Raw genomic sequence first — 16,376 nt, 5'->3', positions numbered from 1 at the left:
TGATTCCTCAGAGGCCGTTGCATACAGCTGTGTGGCGTGCCTGTTCGCGCAGCGCCATACGGATTTCCAGAGGTGATATCACCTCGACCCCGCGAATGGTGATCAGCTGCGAGACAGCGACATCCATTGGCTCCATCGGCAGGTCGATGACAATGGCTTCCTCTGTTGAGGAGGCACCATCTGCCATTGAGGCGGCCTCGATCGCCTCGTCCGTGATTCGACCGGGAATCGCACGTCTCAGATCGCCGAGGCGTTCTCTGGGTACCCGCAGCTTCACCGTCGCAGATCGGATCGAACGGTCGAATTCGGTCTGAGACCTCGCCCAGTAGTCGCCGAGGTGGAAGCCCGGCGGGCGTGAGACTGAGACGTAGTGGAGACTGATCTCATTGATGCGCGAGACCCGGTAGGTCCGTGGCCTGCCACCAGGTGGCTGTGCGGCCAGATACCACCGCCCTGCCTTGACGACGAGTCCCAACGGTATGACGGTGCGACTCAGGCAATCACTGCCGCTTGTGTAGTCGAATCGCAGACCCCGGTGCGAACGCAGCGCCGCCACGATGACCGACAGCTCCTCCGGTCGCTCGTGTGTCATGAACCAATCGGGCCCGTCGATGAGCACATCCGATGAGAAGACTGAATCTGTCTCGGAGAGGATCTTCTCCCGTGCGGTCGCCAGCTCCCCGGAGTAGCCGAGATCAGCCGCAGCGAAACCTCCGATGAGCACGGAATCCAGCTCATCACGGGTCATCCCCGACAGGGGAGAGGTCCAGGACCCGAGCAGACTGATACCACCGCCCGGTCCGGACTCCGACACGACGGGGACACCAATACGAGACAGATCAGCGAGATCGCGATAGACAGTGCGCTGCGTGACCTCGAGGCGAGCCGCCAGACGTGCAGCAGTGATGGGCACCGTCCGCGCACTGAGGATGACGATCTCCGACACCAAGCGTGCTGCCTTCATAACCACCAAGAATAATCATGGACACTGACATAGCGTGTCAGTGATTGCACGAGACGGTGTCACCATGACTTCTCACAACGCATCGACAGCATCCCAGTTCGCTCCTCTCAACCAGCGGTCACTCACTGACCGAGTCGCTCTCGTCGCCGGCGCCACACGCGGTGCCGGACGTGCCATCGCCCGGGACCTCGCCCGAGCCGGTGCCTTCGTGTACTGCACTGGTCGGTCAACCTCGACACGGCCCTCCGACTACGACCGCAGCGAGACCGTCGAGGGCACTGCCGAACTGATACGCGCAGAAGGCGGCCGCGCCGAGGCGATCGTCTGCGATCACCTGCAACGGCCGATGATCGACGAGGTGATTCGGAGGATCGATGAGCAGCACGGACGACTCGACATTCTGCTCAACGACATCGGGGGAGAGGCCTATGTCTCCTGGGGCGAGAAATTCTGGAACACTAACTTCGAATCCGGAATGCGGCTGGTGAATGCAGGACTGATCACGCACCTGAACACGGCGCACGCCGCCTTGCCGCTGCTCACTCGCAGACCCGGAGGTCTGCACATCGAGATCACCGATGGAACGGACGAGTTCAATGCTTCACACTACCGGGAGAGCATCTATCTCGATCTGACGAAGACCGGAGTCAGCCGGCTGGCATTCGGGCTCGGCCACGAACTGGCGGAATCTGGGTGCACAGCTGTAGCGATCACCCCCGGCTGGTTGAGATCGGAGATGATGCTCGATTTCTTCGACACGACCGAGCAGAGCTGGCTGAAGGATTCCCTCGACCCGAGCCGCGAGCTGCCGCCTGCAGAATTCGCGATCTCGGAGACTCCGCAATTTCTGGGACGAACGCTCGTGGCACTCGCATCCGATCCCGACCGACACCGCTTCAATACGAGAACCCTCAACAGCTGCGAACTGGGCGATCTCTATGACATCGACGATATCGATGGTTCCAGGCCGGATTCTTGGGCGTTCATGGCAGCGAAAGAGGCCGACTCGGGCGCGGACGCACGTGACTACCGCTGAAACCGATTTCGCACCGCCGCAGGCGATCCTGAACCCGCCTTGGCAGGGTGATGTTCCCTGGTTACTGTGAGCACATAAGCGGAACTGTCGAAGGAGTGCGGAATGTCGGATCGAACATGCGATGTGGTCATCGTCGGAGCCGGTCCGACCGGCCTGAGTGCGGCCAGGACGTTGCAGGCTGCAGGCCAAAACGTCGTCGTCCTCGAGGCAAGAGACAGGGTCGGCGGTCGAACCTGGACCGATCACATCGACGGTCAGATGTACGAAATCGGTGGCCAGTGGATCTCACCGGACCAGACGGCGCTGCTTCAACTCGTCACTGAGCTGGGCAAGGAAACCTACCAGCGCTACCGGGAGGGCGAGAGCGTCTATATCGCACCCGACGGCACACGCACCGTCTACAGCGGCGATATGTTCCCGGTGGGGGAGTCCACCCAAGCAGAGATGGAACGCCTGATCGCGAAGTTGGACGAGCTCGCCGCCCGCATCGGACCCACCGCCCCGTGGGAAGCCGAAGACGCGGCCGAACTCGATTCGGTGTCCTTCCATCATTGGCTCCGGAATCAATCCGACGATGAGACGGCGTGCGCGAACATCGGCATGTTCATCGCAGGGGGAATGCTGACCAAGCCTGCCACTGCATTCTCCGCACTGCAGGCGATCCTCATGGCCGCCTCGGCGGGATCGTTCACTCACCTCGTGGATGACCATTTCATTCTCGACCGCCGTGTCGTGGGTGGAATGCAGTCGGTCTCCGAGCAGATGGCAGCCGACCTCGGGGAAGGCGTCGTCCTCCTGGACAGCCCCGTTCGCACGATCGAGTGGACCGACGACTCTGTGAGAGTCGGCACCGATGCGATGAGTGTCTCGGCCGCTCGTGCCATTGTGGCCGTCCCACCGAACCTGTACTCGCGTATCAGCTACACCCCGCATCTGCCCCGACTCCAGCAGGTCTTCCACCAGCACCAGTCGATGGGCCTGGTGATCAAGGTTCACGCCACGTATCAGACACCGTTCTGGCGAGAAGACGGCCTGTGCGGAACCGGATTCGGTGCCGGTCAACTGGTGCAGGAGGTCTATGACAACACCAACTACGGTGAAGAGCAGGGGACGCTCGTCGGATTCATCTCCGACGTCAATGCTGATGCCATGTTCGCCCTCGACGAGGACACCCGCAAACAGCGTATCCTCGAATCACTGGCTGACTTCCTGGGCCCGCAGGCCCTGGAACCCGAAGTGTTCTACCTGTCTGACTTCGGTGCCGAGGAATGGACCCGAGGTGCCTATGCCACGAGCTACGATCTCGGGGGACTGCACCGGTGGGGGCGGTTCCAGAACGATCCGGTCGGCCCCATCCATTTCGCGAGTTCGGACATCGCAGCACACGGCTACCAGCACGTCGACGGTGCGGTCAGAATCGGGCACGACACTGCCGAAAAGATCCTGAGCACCTGAAATCACCCCTGAAAGGTTGAGCTGATGACCTCGGCAACTCCAACTTCCAGCCCGCCCGGAAGCCCGTCGGTCGGTTCCGGCTCGGGCCTGAGCTCCAAGGGGCTGTCCGCGGGCAAGGTCGGCGCCATCGGCGGTGCCGTCATCGGCATCTCCTGCATTGCCCCTGCCTACACGCTGACCTCGGGTCTTGGGCCGACGATTTCTCAGGTCGGAGTCCACACTCCGGCGATTCTGCTGATCGGCTTCGTTCCGATGCTGCTCGTCGTCTTCGGCTACCGCGAGCTCAACACCGCCATGCCCGATTCCGGCACCACCTTCACCTGGGCGACACGTGCCTTCGGTCCTTGGCTGGGCTGGATGGGAGGGTGGGGGCTGATCTCGGCCACGGTCCTCGTGCTCTCGAACTTGGCCGCAGTAGCCGTGGACTTCCTGTTCCTGCTGCTGGCTCAGATCTTCTCCGACCCCGGGATCGCCGATCTCACCCGGGTGCTGTGGATCAACATTCCCGTCACCGTCCTCCTGACTGCGGGTGCCGCATGGATCTCCTACCGAGGCGTCGAAGCAACCCAGAAGATTCAGGTCTGGCTGGTCGCATTCCAAGTCCTTGCCCTCGGCTGGTTCGTCATTGCGGCATTCGTCCACGTGTCCAACGGGACCGCCTTCGACGCGACACCGGTCGAACTCGGCTGGTTCAACCCCGCCGAGGCCGGCGACTTCTCGACCGTCGCGGCGGCAGTGTCCCTGTCGATCTTCCTCTTCTGGGGCTGGGACACCGTCATCACCATGAACGAAGAGGCGAAGGACCCGCAGAAGACCCCCGGCCGCGCAGCAATGCTCACAATTGTGGCCATCGTCATCATCTACCTCGCATGCACCGTCGCCGTCATCTCATTCGCCGGAGTCGGCACAGACGGATTGGGTGCAGGGAATCCGGAGAATCAGGAATCCATCTTCGCAGCCATCGCCGAACCGGTGATGGGACCCTTCGCAGTCCTCATCTCGATCGCCGTCCTCTCGAGTTCCTTGGCCTCGCTGCAGTCGACGATGGTCTCACCCTCACGCACGATCCTGGCCATGGGCCACTACGGTGCTCTGCCGAAGAAGTACGGCAACATCTCACCCAGGTACAAGTCACCGTCGGTGGCCACTGTCACCTCGGCGGGCGCCGCGATCATCTTCTACGTCGTGATGCGGCTGCTGTCGGAGAACGCCTTGTGGGACACGATCACGGCACTGGGCCTCATGGTCTGCTTCTACTACGGCGTGACCGGTCTGGCCTGCATCTGGTACTTCCGCCGGTCGCTGTTTGCGGGGGCAAAGAACTTCTTCTTCAGGTTCCTCTTCCCACTGGTCGGGGGAGTGACCCTGCTGGTGATCTTCGTGACCACCGCGATCGACTCCCTCGACCCCAGCTACGGCTCAGGATCCTCGGTCTTCGGCATCGGACTGGTCTTCGTGCTGGGCATCGGAGTCCTGCTCCTGGGCGTGGTCATCATGATCATCCAATCCCGCAGGCATCCCGGCTACTTCCGTGGTGAGACCCTGAGCCAGGGAGTCCACGAGGGGTGAACACGTTCAGCAGCGACCATGTGCCTGTGCACCAGCTGGTCCTCCTGCGACGCGTGCGCGACCGGATCGACAGAGAGTTCGACCGTCCCCTCAATGTTGAGGAGCTCGCCGCCGGGGTGCACATGTCGGCCGGTCACCTCAGCCGCCAGTTCAGAGCCGCCTACGGCGAATCGCCCTATTCGTATCTCATGACGCGTCGGATCGAACGGTCCATGGCACTGATCCGTCGCGGTGACCTATCGATCACGGATATCTGCTTTGCGGTCGGATTCTCGTCGTTGGGCACGTTCAGCACTCGGTTCAGTGAACTCGTAGGGCTCTCACCGTCTCGATATCGTGCCGGACTCGCCCACGGGGATCACGACTTGCCCACGTTCATCGTCAAGAATGTTCTTCGACCAGTCAGGAATCGAGAAGTGCCGCCCGACGACCCGAACTAGGATGTCGATCATGAATATCTCGATCAACGCCAGTTTCCTGCCCCACACCGATGCCGAGGCATCGCTGATCTTCTACCGCGACGTTCTGGGGTTCGAGGTCCGCCTCGATGTCGGATCCGGACAGATGCGGTGGCTGACAGTGGGCCCCGAAGGCCAGCCTGACACCTCGATCGTGCTCACTCCGGCGATCACCGACCCGACCATCAGCGATGCCGAGCGCGAGGTCATTGAATCCCTCATGGCCAAGGGCAGCTATGCGGCCATCGTGTTGGCCAGCACGAACGTCGATGAGGCATTCGCCGAGGTGGAGGCCAGGGGAGCAGACATCGTGCAGGAGCCGATGGACCAGCCCTATGGTCTGCGGGATTTCGCACTGCGCGATCCTGCCGGCAACATGATGCGCGTCCAGCAGCGCGGCTGACCGGCATGCCGTATCAAGCCGACAACCATGACCTGATTCGCGTCCAGGGTGCCCGTGAGAACAATCTCAAGGACATCTCCGTCGACATTCCCAAACGGCGGCTCACCGTATTCACCGGTGTCTCCGGGTCCGGCAAATCGTCCCTGGTCTTCTCGACGATCGCCGCCGAATCCCAACGCCTGATCAACGAAACCTACAGTGCCTTCGTTCAGGGGTTCATGCCCGCGATGGCACGACCTGAAGTGGATGTGCTGGACGGTCTGACCACCGCCATCATCGTCGATCAGGAACGCATCGGAGCTAATCCGCGTTCGACCGTGGGCACAGTCAGCGACATCAACGCAAAGCTGAGAACGCTGTTCTCCAGGTTGGCTCAACCGAATCTCGGGTCGACCAATGCCTACTCGTTCAACGTAGCCTCGATCAGCGGCAAGGGTGCCGTGACGATCGACAAAGGCGCCGACAAACAGGTCGAGCGACGGACCTTCACCGTCAACGGCGGCATGTGTCCGCACTGCGAGGGAATGGGCACAGCCACAGACATCGACATCGCCGAGGTGGTCGATGAGGCGAAATCTCTCAACGAGGGCGCGATCACGATACCGGGGTACAAACCCGGTGGGTGGACTGTGCGGTTCTATTCCGAGTCGGGCTATTTCGACCCAGACAAGGCGATCGCTGACTATTCAGAGGACGAACGGCACTATCTTCTCTATGCCGAGGGCGAGAAGATCGTCATCAACGGCACGAACATGACCTTCGACGGTCTCATTCCGCGGATCAGGCGTTCGTTTCTGTCCAAAGACCGCGACGCGATGCAGAAGCATGTGCGGGAGTTCGTCGACCGGGCAGTCGTATACACGCAGTGTCCCGAATGCGCCGGCACGAGGCTGAACGCTGCGGCTCGGGGATCGTCGCTGGCAGGACTCTCCATCGCCGAAGTGTGTGCTCTGCAGATCTCTGACCTCCTCGACTGGCTGGCACAGATCGATGACGGGGGAGTCGGCCCCCTTGTGAGGTCGCTGAGGGCAGATGTGCAGGCCTTCGTCGACATCGGACTCGGGTACCTCTCCCTTGACCGTTCGGCTGGTTCCCTGTCCGGGGGAGAGGCTCAGCGGATCAAGCTCGTGCGTCACCTCGGATCCTCGCTGACGGATGTCACCTATATCTTCGACGAACCAACGATCGGGCTGCACCCTCACGACATCGCCGCGATGAACGGGCTGCTCATCGCATTGCGCGACAAGGGCAACACCGTCCTCGTCGTCGAACACAAGCCAGAGACCATCAGAATCGCCGATCACATCGTCGATCTTGGGCCGGGGGCAGGAACGGCCGGAGGAGAGGTCTGCTTCATCGGAAACCTCGATCAGCTCACAGCCAGCGACACGCTGACAGGCCGACACCTGAACGACCGCTCCCAAGTGAAGAAGACAACTCGCGAACCCACCGGGAATCTCGAGATCAGGGGAGCGAAGACGCATAACCTACGCGACGTCGACGTCGATGTGCCGCTGGGTGTGATCACCGCCATCACAGGAGTGGCCGGTTCCGGCAAGAGCACTCTCATTGCAGGATCACTGCGCCGCCGGGACGGCGTGATCATGATCGACCAGGCGGCGATCAAAGGCTCACGACGCAGCAACCCGGCCACCTACACTGGCATGCTCGAGCCCATCCGCAAGGCCTTCGCCAAGGTCAACGGCGTCAAGCCCGCTCTGTTCAGTGCCAACTCGGAAGGGGCCTGTCCGGTCTGCAATGGTGCCGGAATCATCTACTCCGACCTCGGAATGATGGCGGGAATGTCGGCTCCCTGTGATGTGTGTGAGGGCAAGGGATTCCAGGCAGAAGTCCTCGACTACACCCTGGCCGGCAAGAACATTCGTGAGGTGCTCGATCTGCCGGTGACTGCGGCGATCGACTACTTTGCCGCAGGGGAGTCACGAATCCCTGCTGTCAGCAAGATCATCGGGCACCTCTCCGAGGTGGGTCTCGGGTACGTCAGTCTGGGTCAGCCTCTGACGACCCTCTCAGGTGGCGAGCGGCAGCGCCTCAAACTGGCTGCGCATCTCTCGGCCAAGGCTGCGGACTCTGCACCTGTCATCATCCTCGACGAACCGACGACGGGCTTGCATCTTGCCGATGTGGAGAACCTGTTGGACATGCTGGATCGTCTCGCAGATTCAGGGAAGACGGTCATCGTCATCGAACACCATCAGGCGGTCATGGCCCACTCCGATTGGATCATCGATCTCGGTCCCGGTGCTGGTCACGACGGAGGTCGAGTTGTCTTCGAAGGCACTCCGGAACAACTCGTCGCCTCTGTTCCAGGGCCGAACGCGACATTGACTGCGCAGCACCTGGCGGCCTATGTCGCAGATGTATGAACCTGTGTGTATGAGCCTGACAACGGGGAGTCGAGCGCCATCAGGGGAGTCGAGCAGAGACGCAGCGCTTTCAGTTCGCGTTGTGGCTTCTGTGTGTCGATTCTGAGGGCGGACGAGTGGATTTCAGTTCACTCCTTGCGTCAGATCCGTTACGGTGTATAACGACTCGGTAACGACCGGGTGACAAAACCGAAATGCAATCGTATTACGGAGATGACACAGTGAACCTCTACAGCACAAGCCTCCGCAAGGTCGCCCTCGTTGCAGGAGCCGGCGCGGTTGCCGCCGCCGGACTGACGGGAATGAGCGGCCCAGCCCAGGCCTCCACAGGAGCTCAGTCCTCGGGCGGCGTCTGGGACAAGGTCGCCGAGTGCGAGTCCGGCGGTGACTGGCACATCAACAGCGGTAATGGCTATTACGGTGGTCTGCAGTTCTCGGAGCAGACCTGGAACGCGTTCGGCGGTGAGGGCATGCCTCACAAGGCCAGCAAGGCTGAGCAGATCGACGTTGCTCAGAAGACTCTCAAGGAGCAGGGCCCGGGTGCCTGGCCGGTCTGCGGTGAAGAGGCCGGCTTGACGAAGGCCAACGGCGCCGCAGATGACGGCGGCGGATCCAAGGACGATGGCGGATCCAAGGATGACGGAAAGGTCGGACTCGGCGGCAGCTGAGTCGACAGCTGAGGCGAATGCAGCTGGCTGACACATGCTCAGCGCTGACGCGCGTTGAGCACATCGGCGGCCGCGGATGGCACGTAAGCCATCCGCGGCCGTTGCCATTGATGCCTGGTTGGCGTCCGTTGGATTGATCTGCTGGATGCGAGTCCGGTGGCTCGGGTAGACCTGCAGTGACACTCCTCCGCGCAGGAGTGTCAGTAAAGCCGATAATATACATTATGTTAAGTAAACGTTCTCGGGACCACTCCTCTTGGGTTCTGTCATGTGCATTGGGTTCTGCCATGTGTGCTTTTCGTCAACCAGTGGTGACCGCGCCTTCCGCTGGTGCCCCCGTATTCGGAGACGGGATGGTGAGCCTCCGAATCTTCCGATGCGAGGCAGGCGACAGACGCGAAGACGTGAAGTCGCGCCGGTCGACCGAGAATTGTCGTCGTAGGCAAATTCGAGGAGGTGGCGCTGCGGGCAAATGGGTTGTGACCATGACAAGACGTGCGTATTTTGTGACGTGGCCGATGGCACAGAGCCCGCTGAGATCCTCTGCGATGACGGCGAATGCGTCGCCATTACTCCCCTGCGCGTACTCTCCAGCGCGCAACGGCACCAACTTACGTCCTGTTGTTTCCCCGGGTCCACTACGGCGGTCGTCCTGGTTGTCTCGACGCTGAACGAACTGGGCTGATCATCTTGACCGGCTCGTCACTCAGACACTCAAAGATGAACCTGGCATCAGCGCTGGTCGGAGTCGTCGATAAGCTGAGACTCCCCCAATCCGTTACTGTGGAGTAACAGAGCTCATGGCTAGGGAGCGATCCGAGGTGGCCCCGATGTCACAGAATCCGCCAGGGCGCACGACCGAAAGGACGATTCCATGACCGTCGACACCGCATCTCCCGGAAAGATCTTCACGATCTGGAAGACGTTGGAGAAGCTGCCATTCGGCACCTGGCTCTTCACTCGAGCAGTGTGCTTCAAGGTCCCCTATTTCCGCACCGTTCATCCACTCATCCGCGAGCTGTCGCCCGGACTATGCCGTGTGAGCGCCCCCAATCGTCGCGGAGTGCGCAATCACCTCGGCACATACCACGCGATCGCATCATGCAACATGGCGGAGATCGCCGGTGGCATCATGACCGACGCGACGGTACCGTCCACGCATCGCTGGATTCCCGCCGGCATGGCCGTCGAATACAAGGACAGGGCCACCACCGGCGTCACTTCGATCGCCCGGCTCGACCCGATCCCGGAGTTCGGCGAGGAGCCGATGGATCTGGTCGTGCCGGTCGACGTCCTGGACGCTGATGGGAATGTGTTCGTCTCTGCAGAGATCACCATGTACGTCTCCAGGAAGAAGGCGCGGTAGTCACGAGTCGAAGGGTGCGCCGGTCAGCGACCTGAGATGTTCAGAACTCGCTGCGCGTGTGAGGCTCCGGCGTCCGGCTCCGGCCTGGGCGCAGCGTATCCCCCTGCAGAACCCAAATCAGCAATGAGTTCGCCGAGATGTGTGGAGATGTACTCGGCAAGATCGTCATCGATCGGCCACACATCACCGGTTCCGATTGACAGATCGGCTGCATGGAGCGCCAGCTCGAGTATGCGCATATTCACGAGCTGGCGGCCGGAGATCAGTCCGATTCGATGGTGCACCTCTCTATCGAGGTCGCTCTCCCCCGCGATCCTTCGGAACGCCCGTTCATGCGTCCAGAACGACGCGATCAGATTCTCGCCGAGGTGGTCCTGTCCCCGAGTGGCCTCCACCTCCGCAGGCGGGGCCTGGGCGAGCAGCTTCTGATAGCGCAGCCCACCTCCGATGAGATGGTTGATCAACTGTTCATTGGTCCACTCACGACACCCGCTCGGCGAGTGAAGGTTCGCCTTCGAGACTCTCTTCAGCGCTGTGACCCAGCAAACCTCCGCCTGGTCGAGATACTTGTCGATGAGAGGATCGTCCATTGTTCGAGTCTTCCTGATCGCGGATTGGTATGGTCCTGACGGTACACATTGAATTCATTGATGGTCGGCATTGAGAAGTCAGTTCTCGCCAATCGGGAAGTCTCATCAAAGACGATCTATCCGGGTCCGTCTCGGTATACATTACTGACACAAGTGATGCGGACCACAACGACGTGGTTCGGTCACTGTGAGCAACTCCGACAAGGAAGTGAGGAGCCCCGCTATGGTGATGGCAAGTGGATCGGCCGACTATCTCGGCCTCGCGAACGCCCCTGTTCTCTGGATTCTGGCAATGGCAGTCATGGGTGTCGTCGTCGTTCAGTCACTCATCTATATGAATGCGGTGAAGAAGAACGCCGAATCGGCCGGAATGAGCCAACAGGAGGTCAAATCGGCTTTCAGGGCCGGTGGAGTTGCGGCGATCGGACCCTCGTTGTCCGTGGTCCTCGTCGCCATCGCACTGCTGCCCCTCTTCGGCACTCCCCCGGTCGTCGTCCGCGTCGGTCTCATCGGCTCCGCAGCCACGGAGGTCGCCTCGGCCTCGATCGCGGCCGGCACCATGGGCTCGAGTCTCGGCGATGAGACGTTCACTCGCGGCGTCTTCATCGTCGCACTCATGGCGATGAGCCTCTCGGGTGCCGGGTGGATGATCTCGACCTTGCTCCTGACTCCGGTCTTCAAGCGCAGCTCCCACAAGCTCGAGAAGGTCAACCCTGCACTGATGTCCATCATCCCCGGCGCGGCGCTGCTTGCGGCCTTTGCCGCGCTGACTTTCCGGGAGCTCCCGAAATCTCCGACACACGTCATCGCGATCCTCGTCTCCGCCGTGGTGATGACGATCTGTCTCTTCCTCGCCAAGACCTTGAAACAGCCGTGGCTCAAGGAATGGGGACTTGGAATCTCCCTGCTTGTGGGCCTGATTGCGTCCTATTTCGCCCACTATGCCGGTCTCGGCGCACCCGAAGCCTGAGGAGAAATCATGTCGAACATCATCACGTCACCCTCACACGCGGCCTTCGAGCGGACGACGACGAAGTGGGGTTCTCTCACGCTGTTCATCGGGTTCCTCATCGCCACCTCGGTGCCGTTCTACCTCTTGTTCGTTGCGGATGCCGACGTCAACCTCGGCGAAATCCTCAAGGGATTTCTGGCCGTCTTCGCCGTCTACGGCGTCTTCTATATCGTCGAACCGCTGACCTACTTCCCGATCCTGGGGCCGGCCGGCATGTACCAGGCGTTCCTGATCGGCAACATCTCGAACAAGCTGCTGCCGTCGGCGATCGTCGCCCAGGACACCATCGGGGTGAAGCCGGGCACACGCAAAGGCGAATATGCCGCGACCATGGCCATTTGCGGCGCAGCGTTGATCCACGTGGCATCGATGGTGCTCTTCGTCGGAATCCTCGGTACCTGGTTGGTCTCGATCATCCCCGAGCCGGTGACTCTCGTGGCCAAGCTCTACATCCTGCCGGCCATCCTCGGCGGAGTCACGGTCCAGCTCATCGCCTCACTGAGACAGGTCAAATCCACGCTCATCGCTTTGGGTGCGGCCGCGCTCGTCATACTCGTCCTCATTCCGCTCGTCCCGGTCCTGGCCTCAGGCGATGTTGCCATCGTCGTCATCGTGACGATCGCCATCACCTGGTTCACACGCAATAAGGCTATGACCGATAAGAAGGGACCAAGCGACGGCGATAACGTCGGGATCAACTGACGGTCACCTCGGCGCTCAGCCCCGAATAACTGAGATCATCGAAGACACCCACCGTGAAAGGACATCATGTCGCTCAATACCTCCCTCAGGGACGCCATTTCGGCCAACCTCGCTCAGACGGTCGCTGACTACAAGGACTTCCATCGCACGCCTGAGCTGTCCATGCAGGAGACTCAGACAGCCGCCACCATTCGTTCCACGCTCGAAGCACTGGGACTTGAGACCCGCACGTTCGGCGGCACCGGCATCGTCAGCGTCATCGAGAACGGCGAAGGACCTGTCGTGGCCTACCGGGCCGACACCGACGGACTGCCGATCACCGAAGACACGGGATACGACTATGCATCGACTGCGGAGGGAACACTTCCCGACGGGTCGACAACTAAGGTTATGCACGGCTGCGGCCACGACACGCACATCACCGTCGGGCTGTATGTTGCCCGCTACCTCGTCGAGCACAAGGATCTGTGGTCAGGAAGCGTGGTCATGATCTTCCAGCCGGGTGAGGAGACGGGCGAAGGTGCGCGGGCGATGCTCGACGACGGTCTCTGGGAATCGATCGTCAGACCGGAGGTCATCTACGGACAGCATGTGTGGCCCGGCAAGGCTGGACACGTCTACGTGGCCAAAGAGACCGCCATGGCGATGTCCGACTGTCTCAAAGTCACGGTCAGGGGCAAGCAGGCTCATGGCTCACAGCCTGAGAGCTCGGTCGACCCGATCGTCCTCGGCGCCTACATGATCACTCGGCTGCAGTCCATCGTGTCGCGTGAGATCTCAGGTCGCGACATGGCTGTGGTCACAGTGGGTACCTTCCACGGCGGCCTGAAGGAGAACATCATTCCCGACTCCGCTGAATTCAAACTCAACATCCGCACCTTCAACGAGGAAGTGCGTGAAGTCGTCCTCAACCGTGTCGAACGGATCATTCTCGCAGAAGCTCAGGCTTCCGGAGCTCCCGAGCCGATCATCGAAGAGATGTACCGCTTCCCGCGCTGCTACAACGACCCCGCAGCCACGGATCAGTTCCTCGAGGTGCTCGGAGCCGAGCTCGGCGAGGAACAAGTGCACCTGGACCGGGCCGTGACAGGCAGCGAGGACTTCGGGGCCTTCGGTGACGACATCGACGTGCCATACGTGTACTGGTTCTTCGGAGGGTACTCCCCCGCCAAGTTCGACGGTGACGAACCGCCGGCAGGAAATCACTCCCCGTTCTTCGCCCCCGATGATGTCGAAACCACTCTGGAGACCGGCATTCGTGCGGGTCTGAGCGCCGTTCTCGGCACGGTTGGGAAGTGAGCCGGTGAGCGAGGAACTGCGCTGGTTGTCCACCCGTGAGCTGGCAGCCAAGATTGCGACGAAGGAGATCTCCGCCAGGGAGGCTCTCAACGATCATCTGGCTCGCATCGATGCCCTCAACCCGGCCATCAATGCGGTTGTCACCCGTGATGACGAAGCTGCGCTGGCACGCGCCGGCGCTGCAGACGAAGCGGTGGCGAAAGGCGAGCCGATCGGACCGCTGCACGGAGTGCCGATGACGCACAAGGACACACACGACACCGCGGGCCTGCGCACCACCTGGGGCTCGCCCATCATGGCTGATCGAGTTCCGGACTCGGACTCGCTGATCATCTCCCGTCTCAAGGCTGCCGGCGTCAACACGACGGGCAAGACCAATGTTCCGGAATTCGCGGCGGGTTCCCACACCTTCAACCCGGTCTTCGGCACCACGGTCAATCCCTATGACACGTCCAAATCCGCGTCTGGTTCATCCGGAGGAGTCGGCGCAGTCTTAGCGGCCGGCATCCAGGCCTCTGGAGACGGCTCGGACATGGGAGGTTCGCTGCGCTCCCCTGCCTCGTTCAACAATGTCGTGGGTTTCCGCCCATCGAATGGGCGAATCCCGCACACACTTCTCGGCAACCCGTTCGCATGGTTGGCACAGAGCGGTTTCATGGCGCGCACGGTCTCCGATGTGGCGCTTGCGATGAGTGCGGCGTCCGGACCAGAGCCTGGTGGACCTCGTTCGATCGGCGAGCCGGGCAGCGTCTTCGATCTGCCCGAGTTTGGCCTGGGAGCCGACATCGACCCCGACCTCAGCGGTGTGAAGATCGGATTCAGCCCGGACCTGAACGGGCTGCTTCCCGTTGAGAGCGAGGTGCACGAGATCGTGGCAGGCACAGCCGACGTGCTCTCCTCACTCGGGGCGGGCGTCGTCGACACGATCCCCAGCCTCGGCGATGCCGATGAGGTCTTCAACGTTCGTCGCGCGCTGGATTTCGTCTACTCCTGGGGTCCTCTGCTCGAGAAGCATCCGGATCAGATCAAAGATTCCGTGGTCTGGAACATCGAGATGGGACTCAAGCTCACCGGCACTGAGGTGGTCTCCGCCGACCGTGCTCGTGCGCGTCTGCATGGAGAGATCGAACGGTTCTTCGGAGAGCACGACCTCCTGGTGCTCACCACCTGCCAAGTACTTCCGTTCGACGCGACGATCGAATATCCCACAGAGATCAACGGGGTCGGGCTCGAGAACTATCTCGATTGGATGCGAGCCCTGTGCCTCATCTCGGCCACTGGCTGTCCGGCAGTCTCCGTGCCTGCCGGCTTCTCGGAGTCAGGACTGCCAGTGGGAGTCCAACTCGTCGCGAAGCCGGGTGCAGACGTGGACCTGCTGCGCATGGCGCATGCCTTCGAAGCAGCGACTCAGATCCATCGCCGCCGCCCTCAGCTCTCGGCGTCGGTGCCCTGAGTCTGCGCGATCTGTGAGATCTCTGCAGCCAAATCGATGTCCTTGTCGGTGATCGACCCGGCATCATGGGTGGTCAGGGAGATATCAACGTGCGGGAACCGCAGGTCCACATCCGGGTGGTGGCCTGCGGCTTCCGCGGCGTCGGCGATCGCGTTGATGAACGTGACTCCGCTGACGAAGGATCCTGTCAGGAATCGTGCATGGAGTGCGTCGTCGGCTGATTGCCATTGCTTGAGTTCGTCAATTCGGTTCTGCATGGAACCAGCTTGGCACCGGCCAGAGTTGCAAGTCCATAGTCACGGCATCGATAAACTCGCCGAATCTGCTGGGTCAGGTATGCCATGCCTCAGCATTGTTTGCCGAGCCTTCCCACACTGGAACCATTCTAGAAAAGGTGTCAGGCTATGGAACATGAGGACGGAACGAATCCGTCTCGTATCGCGAAGGAGAAACATATGCAGTTGAGCCCCGCTATGCAGAAGGTCCTCGGCGAGCAGGTCACTCTCGAGCTCGAAGCGTCGATGGTCTACCTGCAGCTGTCCATCCAACTCGACGATCTCGATCTTCCCGGCATGACACGCTGGATGCGTGCGCAGGCCGAAGAGGAGCAGGTCCACGCCGCGAAGTTCATCCAGCACTGCCAGGATCGCGACTTCGCTCCCCAGATCGGTGACATCGCTGCACCGAAGGTCTCGGGCTCACAGCCCATCGACTACTTCAAGGCAGCCTTGGCACATGAGGAGAAGGTCTCCGAGTCGATCCGCAATCTGTACCGTACCGCGCAGTCGGAGGGCGACCTCGACGTCCTGCCTCTTCTGCACTGGTTCATCGACGAGCAGGTCGAGGAGGAATCGACCATCTCGGAGATCATCGGTCGCCTGGAGCGCGTTGCCGACAGCGGTTCCGGACTGCTCCGGATCGATTCCGAGCTCGGATCACGTCACCCTGAAATCAAGGCTGACAACGAGTGATCGACCGATGCTGATCATGGACGAGTGACCGCTGGTCACCGTC

16 protein-coding genes are annotated in these 16,376 nt (G+C 61.2%); 13 read left to right on the top strand and 3 right to left on the bottom strand.

The features are described 5' to 3' along the window. Nucleotides 1-7: 7 nt before the first annotated feature. A complete protein-coding gene (locus tag JTF07_RS18265; RefSeq protein ID WP_213018927.1) occupies nucleotides 8-964 on the bottom strand; it encodes a helix-turn-helix transcriptional regulator in 957 nt (318 codons plus the stop codon). A 64-nt stretch (nucleotides 965-1,028) separates the two neighbouring features. Here JTF07_RS18265 and JTF07_RS18260 point away from each other — a divergent pair, with 64 nt between their 5' ends. The 8 genes from JTF07_RS18260 (at nucleotide 1,029) to JTF07_RS18225 (ending at nucleotide 10,306) form a co-directional block, all read left to right on the top strand. Further along, entirely contained in the window at nucleotides 1,029-2,000 is a 972-nt protein-coding gene (locus JTF07_RS18260) for an SDR family oxidoreductase (protein ID WP_204235651.1), read from the top strand. A gap of 102 nt (nucleotides 2,001-2,102) precedes the next feature. Then, on the top strand, nucleotides 2,103-3,455 hold the full coding sequence (locus tag JTF07_RS18255; protein ID WP_204235650.1) for a flavin monoamine oxidase family protein: 1,353 nt from the start codon (nucleotides 2,103-2,105) through the stop codon (nucleotides 3,453-3,455). 24 nt (nucleotides 3,456-3,479) lie between these two features. After that, a complete protein-coding gene (locus JTF07_RS18250) occupies nucleotides 3,480-5,024 on the top strand; it encodes an APC family permease (protein ID WP_204235649.1) in 1,545 nt (514 codons plus the stop codon). After that, on the top strand, nucleotides 5,021-5,464 hold the full coding sequence (locus JTF07_RS18245) for a helix-turn-helix transcriptional regulator (RefSeq protein ID WP_204235648.1): 444 nt from the start codon (nucleotides 5,021-5,023) through the stop codon (nucleotides 5,462-5,464). Before JTF07_RS18250 ends, JTF07_RS18245 begins: the two co-directional genes overlap by 4 nt. A 1-nt stretch (nucleotide 5,465) precedes the next feature. Beyond that, a complete protein-coding gene (locus JTF07_RS18240; RefSeq protein WP_204235647.1) occupies nucleotides 5,466-5,885 on the top strand; it encodes a VOC family protein in 420 nt (139 codons plus the stop codon). Between the two features lie 5 nt (nucleotides 5,886-5,890). Further along, nucleotides 5,891-8,272, top strand: coding sequence for an ATP-binding cassette domain-containing protein (locus JTF07_RS18235; RefSeq protein WP_204235646.1), 2,382 nt, complete (start codon nucleotides 5,891-5,893; stop codon nucleotides 8,270-8,272). Between the two features lie 221 nt (nucleotides 8,273-8,493). Further along, a complete protein-coding gene (locus JTF07_RS18230; protein WP_353844018.1) occupies nucleotides 8,494-8,940 on the top strand; it encodes a transglycosylase family protein in 447 nt (148 codons plus the stop codon). An 874-nt stretch (nucleotides 8,941-9,814) separates the two neighbouring features. Next, on the top strand, nucleotides 9,815-10,306 hold the full coding sequence (locus tag JTF07_RS18225; protein WP_204235644.1) for a hotdog fold domain-containing protein: 492 nt from the start codon (nucleotides 9,815-9,817) through the stop codon (nucleotides 10,304-10,306). A gap of 23 nt (nucleotides 10,307-10,329) precedes the next feature. Here JTF07_RS18225 and JTF07_RS18220 read toward each other — a convergent pair whose 3' ends face one another. Further along, entirely contained in the window at nucleotides 10,330-10,896 is a 567-nt protein-coding gene (locus JTF07_RS18220; protein WP_204235643.1) for a maleylpyruvate isomerase N-terminal domain-containing protein, read from the bottom strand. 223 nt (nucleotides 10,897-11,119) lie between these two features. Here JTF07_RS18220 and JTF07_RS18215 point away from each other — a divergent pair, with 223 nt between their 5' ends. From JTF07_RS18215 to JTF07_RS18200, 4 genes are all read left to right on the top strand, one after another. Beyond that, nucleotides 11,120-11,866, top strand: coding sequence for a DUF5058 family protein (locus tag JTF07_RS18215; RefSeq protein ID WP_204235642.1), 747 nt, complete (start codon nucleotides 11,120-11,122; stop codon nucleotides 11,864-11,866). 9 nt (nucleotides 11,867-11,875) lie between these two features. Then, on the top strand, nucleotides 11,876-12,610 hold the full coding sequence (locus tag JTF07_RS18210; RefSeq protein WP_204235641.1) for a hypothetical protein: 735 nt from the start codon (nucleotides 11,876-11,878) through the stop codon (nucleotides 12,608-12,610). 66 nt (nucleotides 12,611-12,676) lie between these two features. Next, on the top strand, nucleotides 12,677-13,909 hold the full coding sequence (locus JTF07_RS18205) for an amidohydrolase (protein WP_204235640.1): 1,233 nt from the start codon (nucleotides 12,677-12,679) through the stop codon (nucleotides 13,907-13,909). A gap of 4 nt (nucleotides 13,910-13,913) precedes the next feature. After that, a complete protein-coding gene (locus JTF07_RS18200) occupies nucleotides 13,914-15,362 on the top strand; it encodes an amidase (protein WP_204235639.1) in 1,449 nt (482 codons plus the stop codon). Here JTF07_RS18200 and JTF07_RS18195 read toward each other — a convergent pair. Beyond that, nucleotides 15,338-15,619, bottom strand: a complete 282-nt coding sequence (locus tag JTF07_RS18195) for a 4a-hydroxytetrahydrobiopterin dehydratase (protein WP_204235638.1) — start codon at nucleotides 15,617-15,619, stop codon at nucleotides 15,338-15,340. The two genes, JTF07_RS18200 and JTF07_RS18195, sit on opposite strands and share 25 nt — an antisense overlap. 198 nt (nucleotides 15,620-15,817) lie before the next feature. Here JTF07_RS18195 and JTF07_RS18190 point away from each other — a divergent pair, with 198 nt between their 5' ends. Then, nucleotides 15,818-16,333 carry a ferritin gene (locus JTF07_RS18190; protein WP_204235637.1) on the top strand — a complete coding sequence of 172 codons (516 nt, stop codon included), beginning with the start codon at nucleotides 15,818-15,820 and terminating at the stop codon, nucleotides 16,331-16,333. Nucleotides 16,334-16,376: the final 43 nt, after the last annotated feature.

Origin of the sequence: Brevibacterium sp. RIT 803, assembly GCF_016892625.1 — a bacterium.
Lineage (GTDB): Bacteria > Actinomycetota > Actinomycetes > Actinomycetales > Brevibacteriaceae > Brevibacterium.
This window is presented reverse-complemented; position numbering and strand designations above follow the sequence as displayed.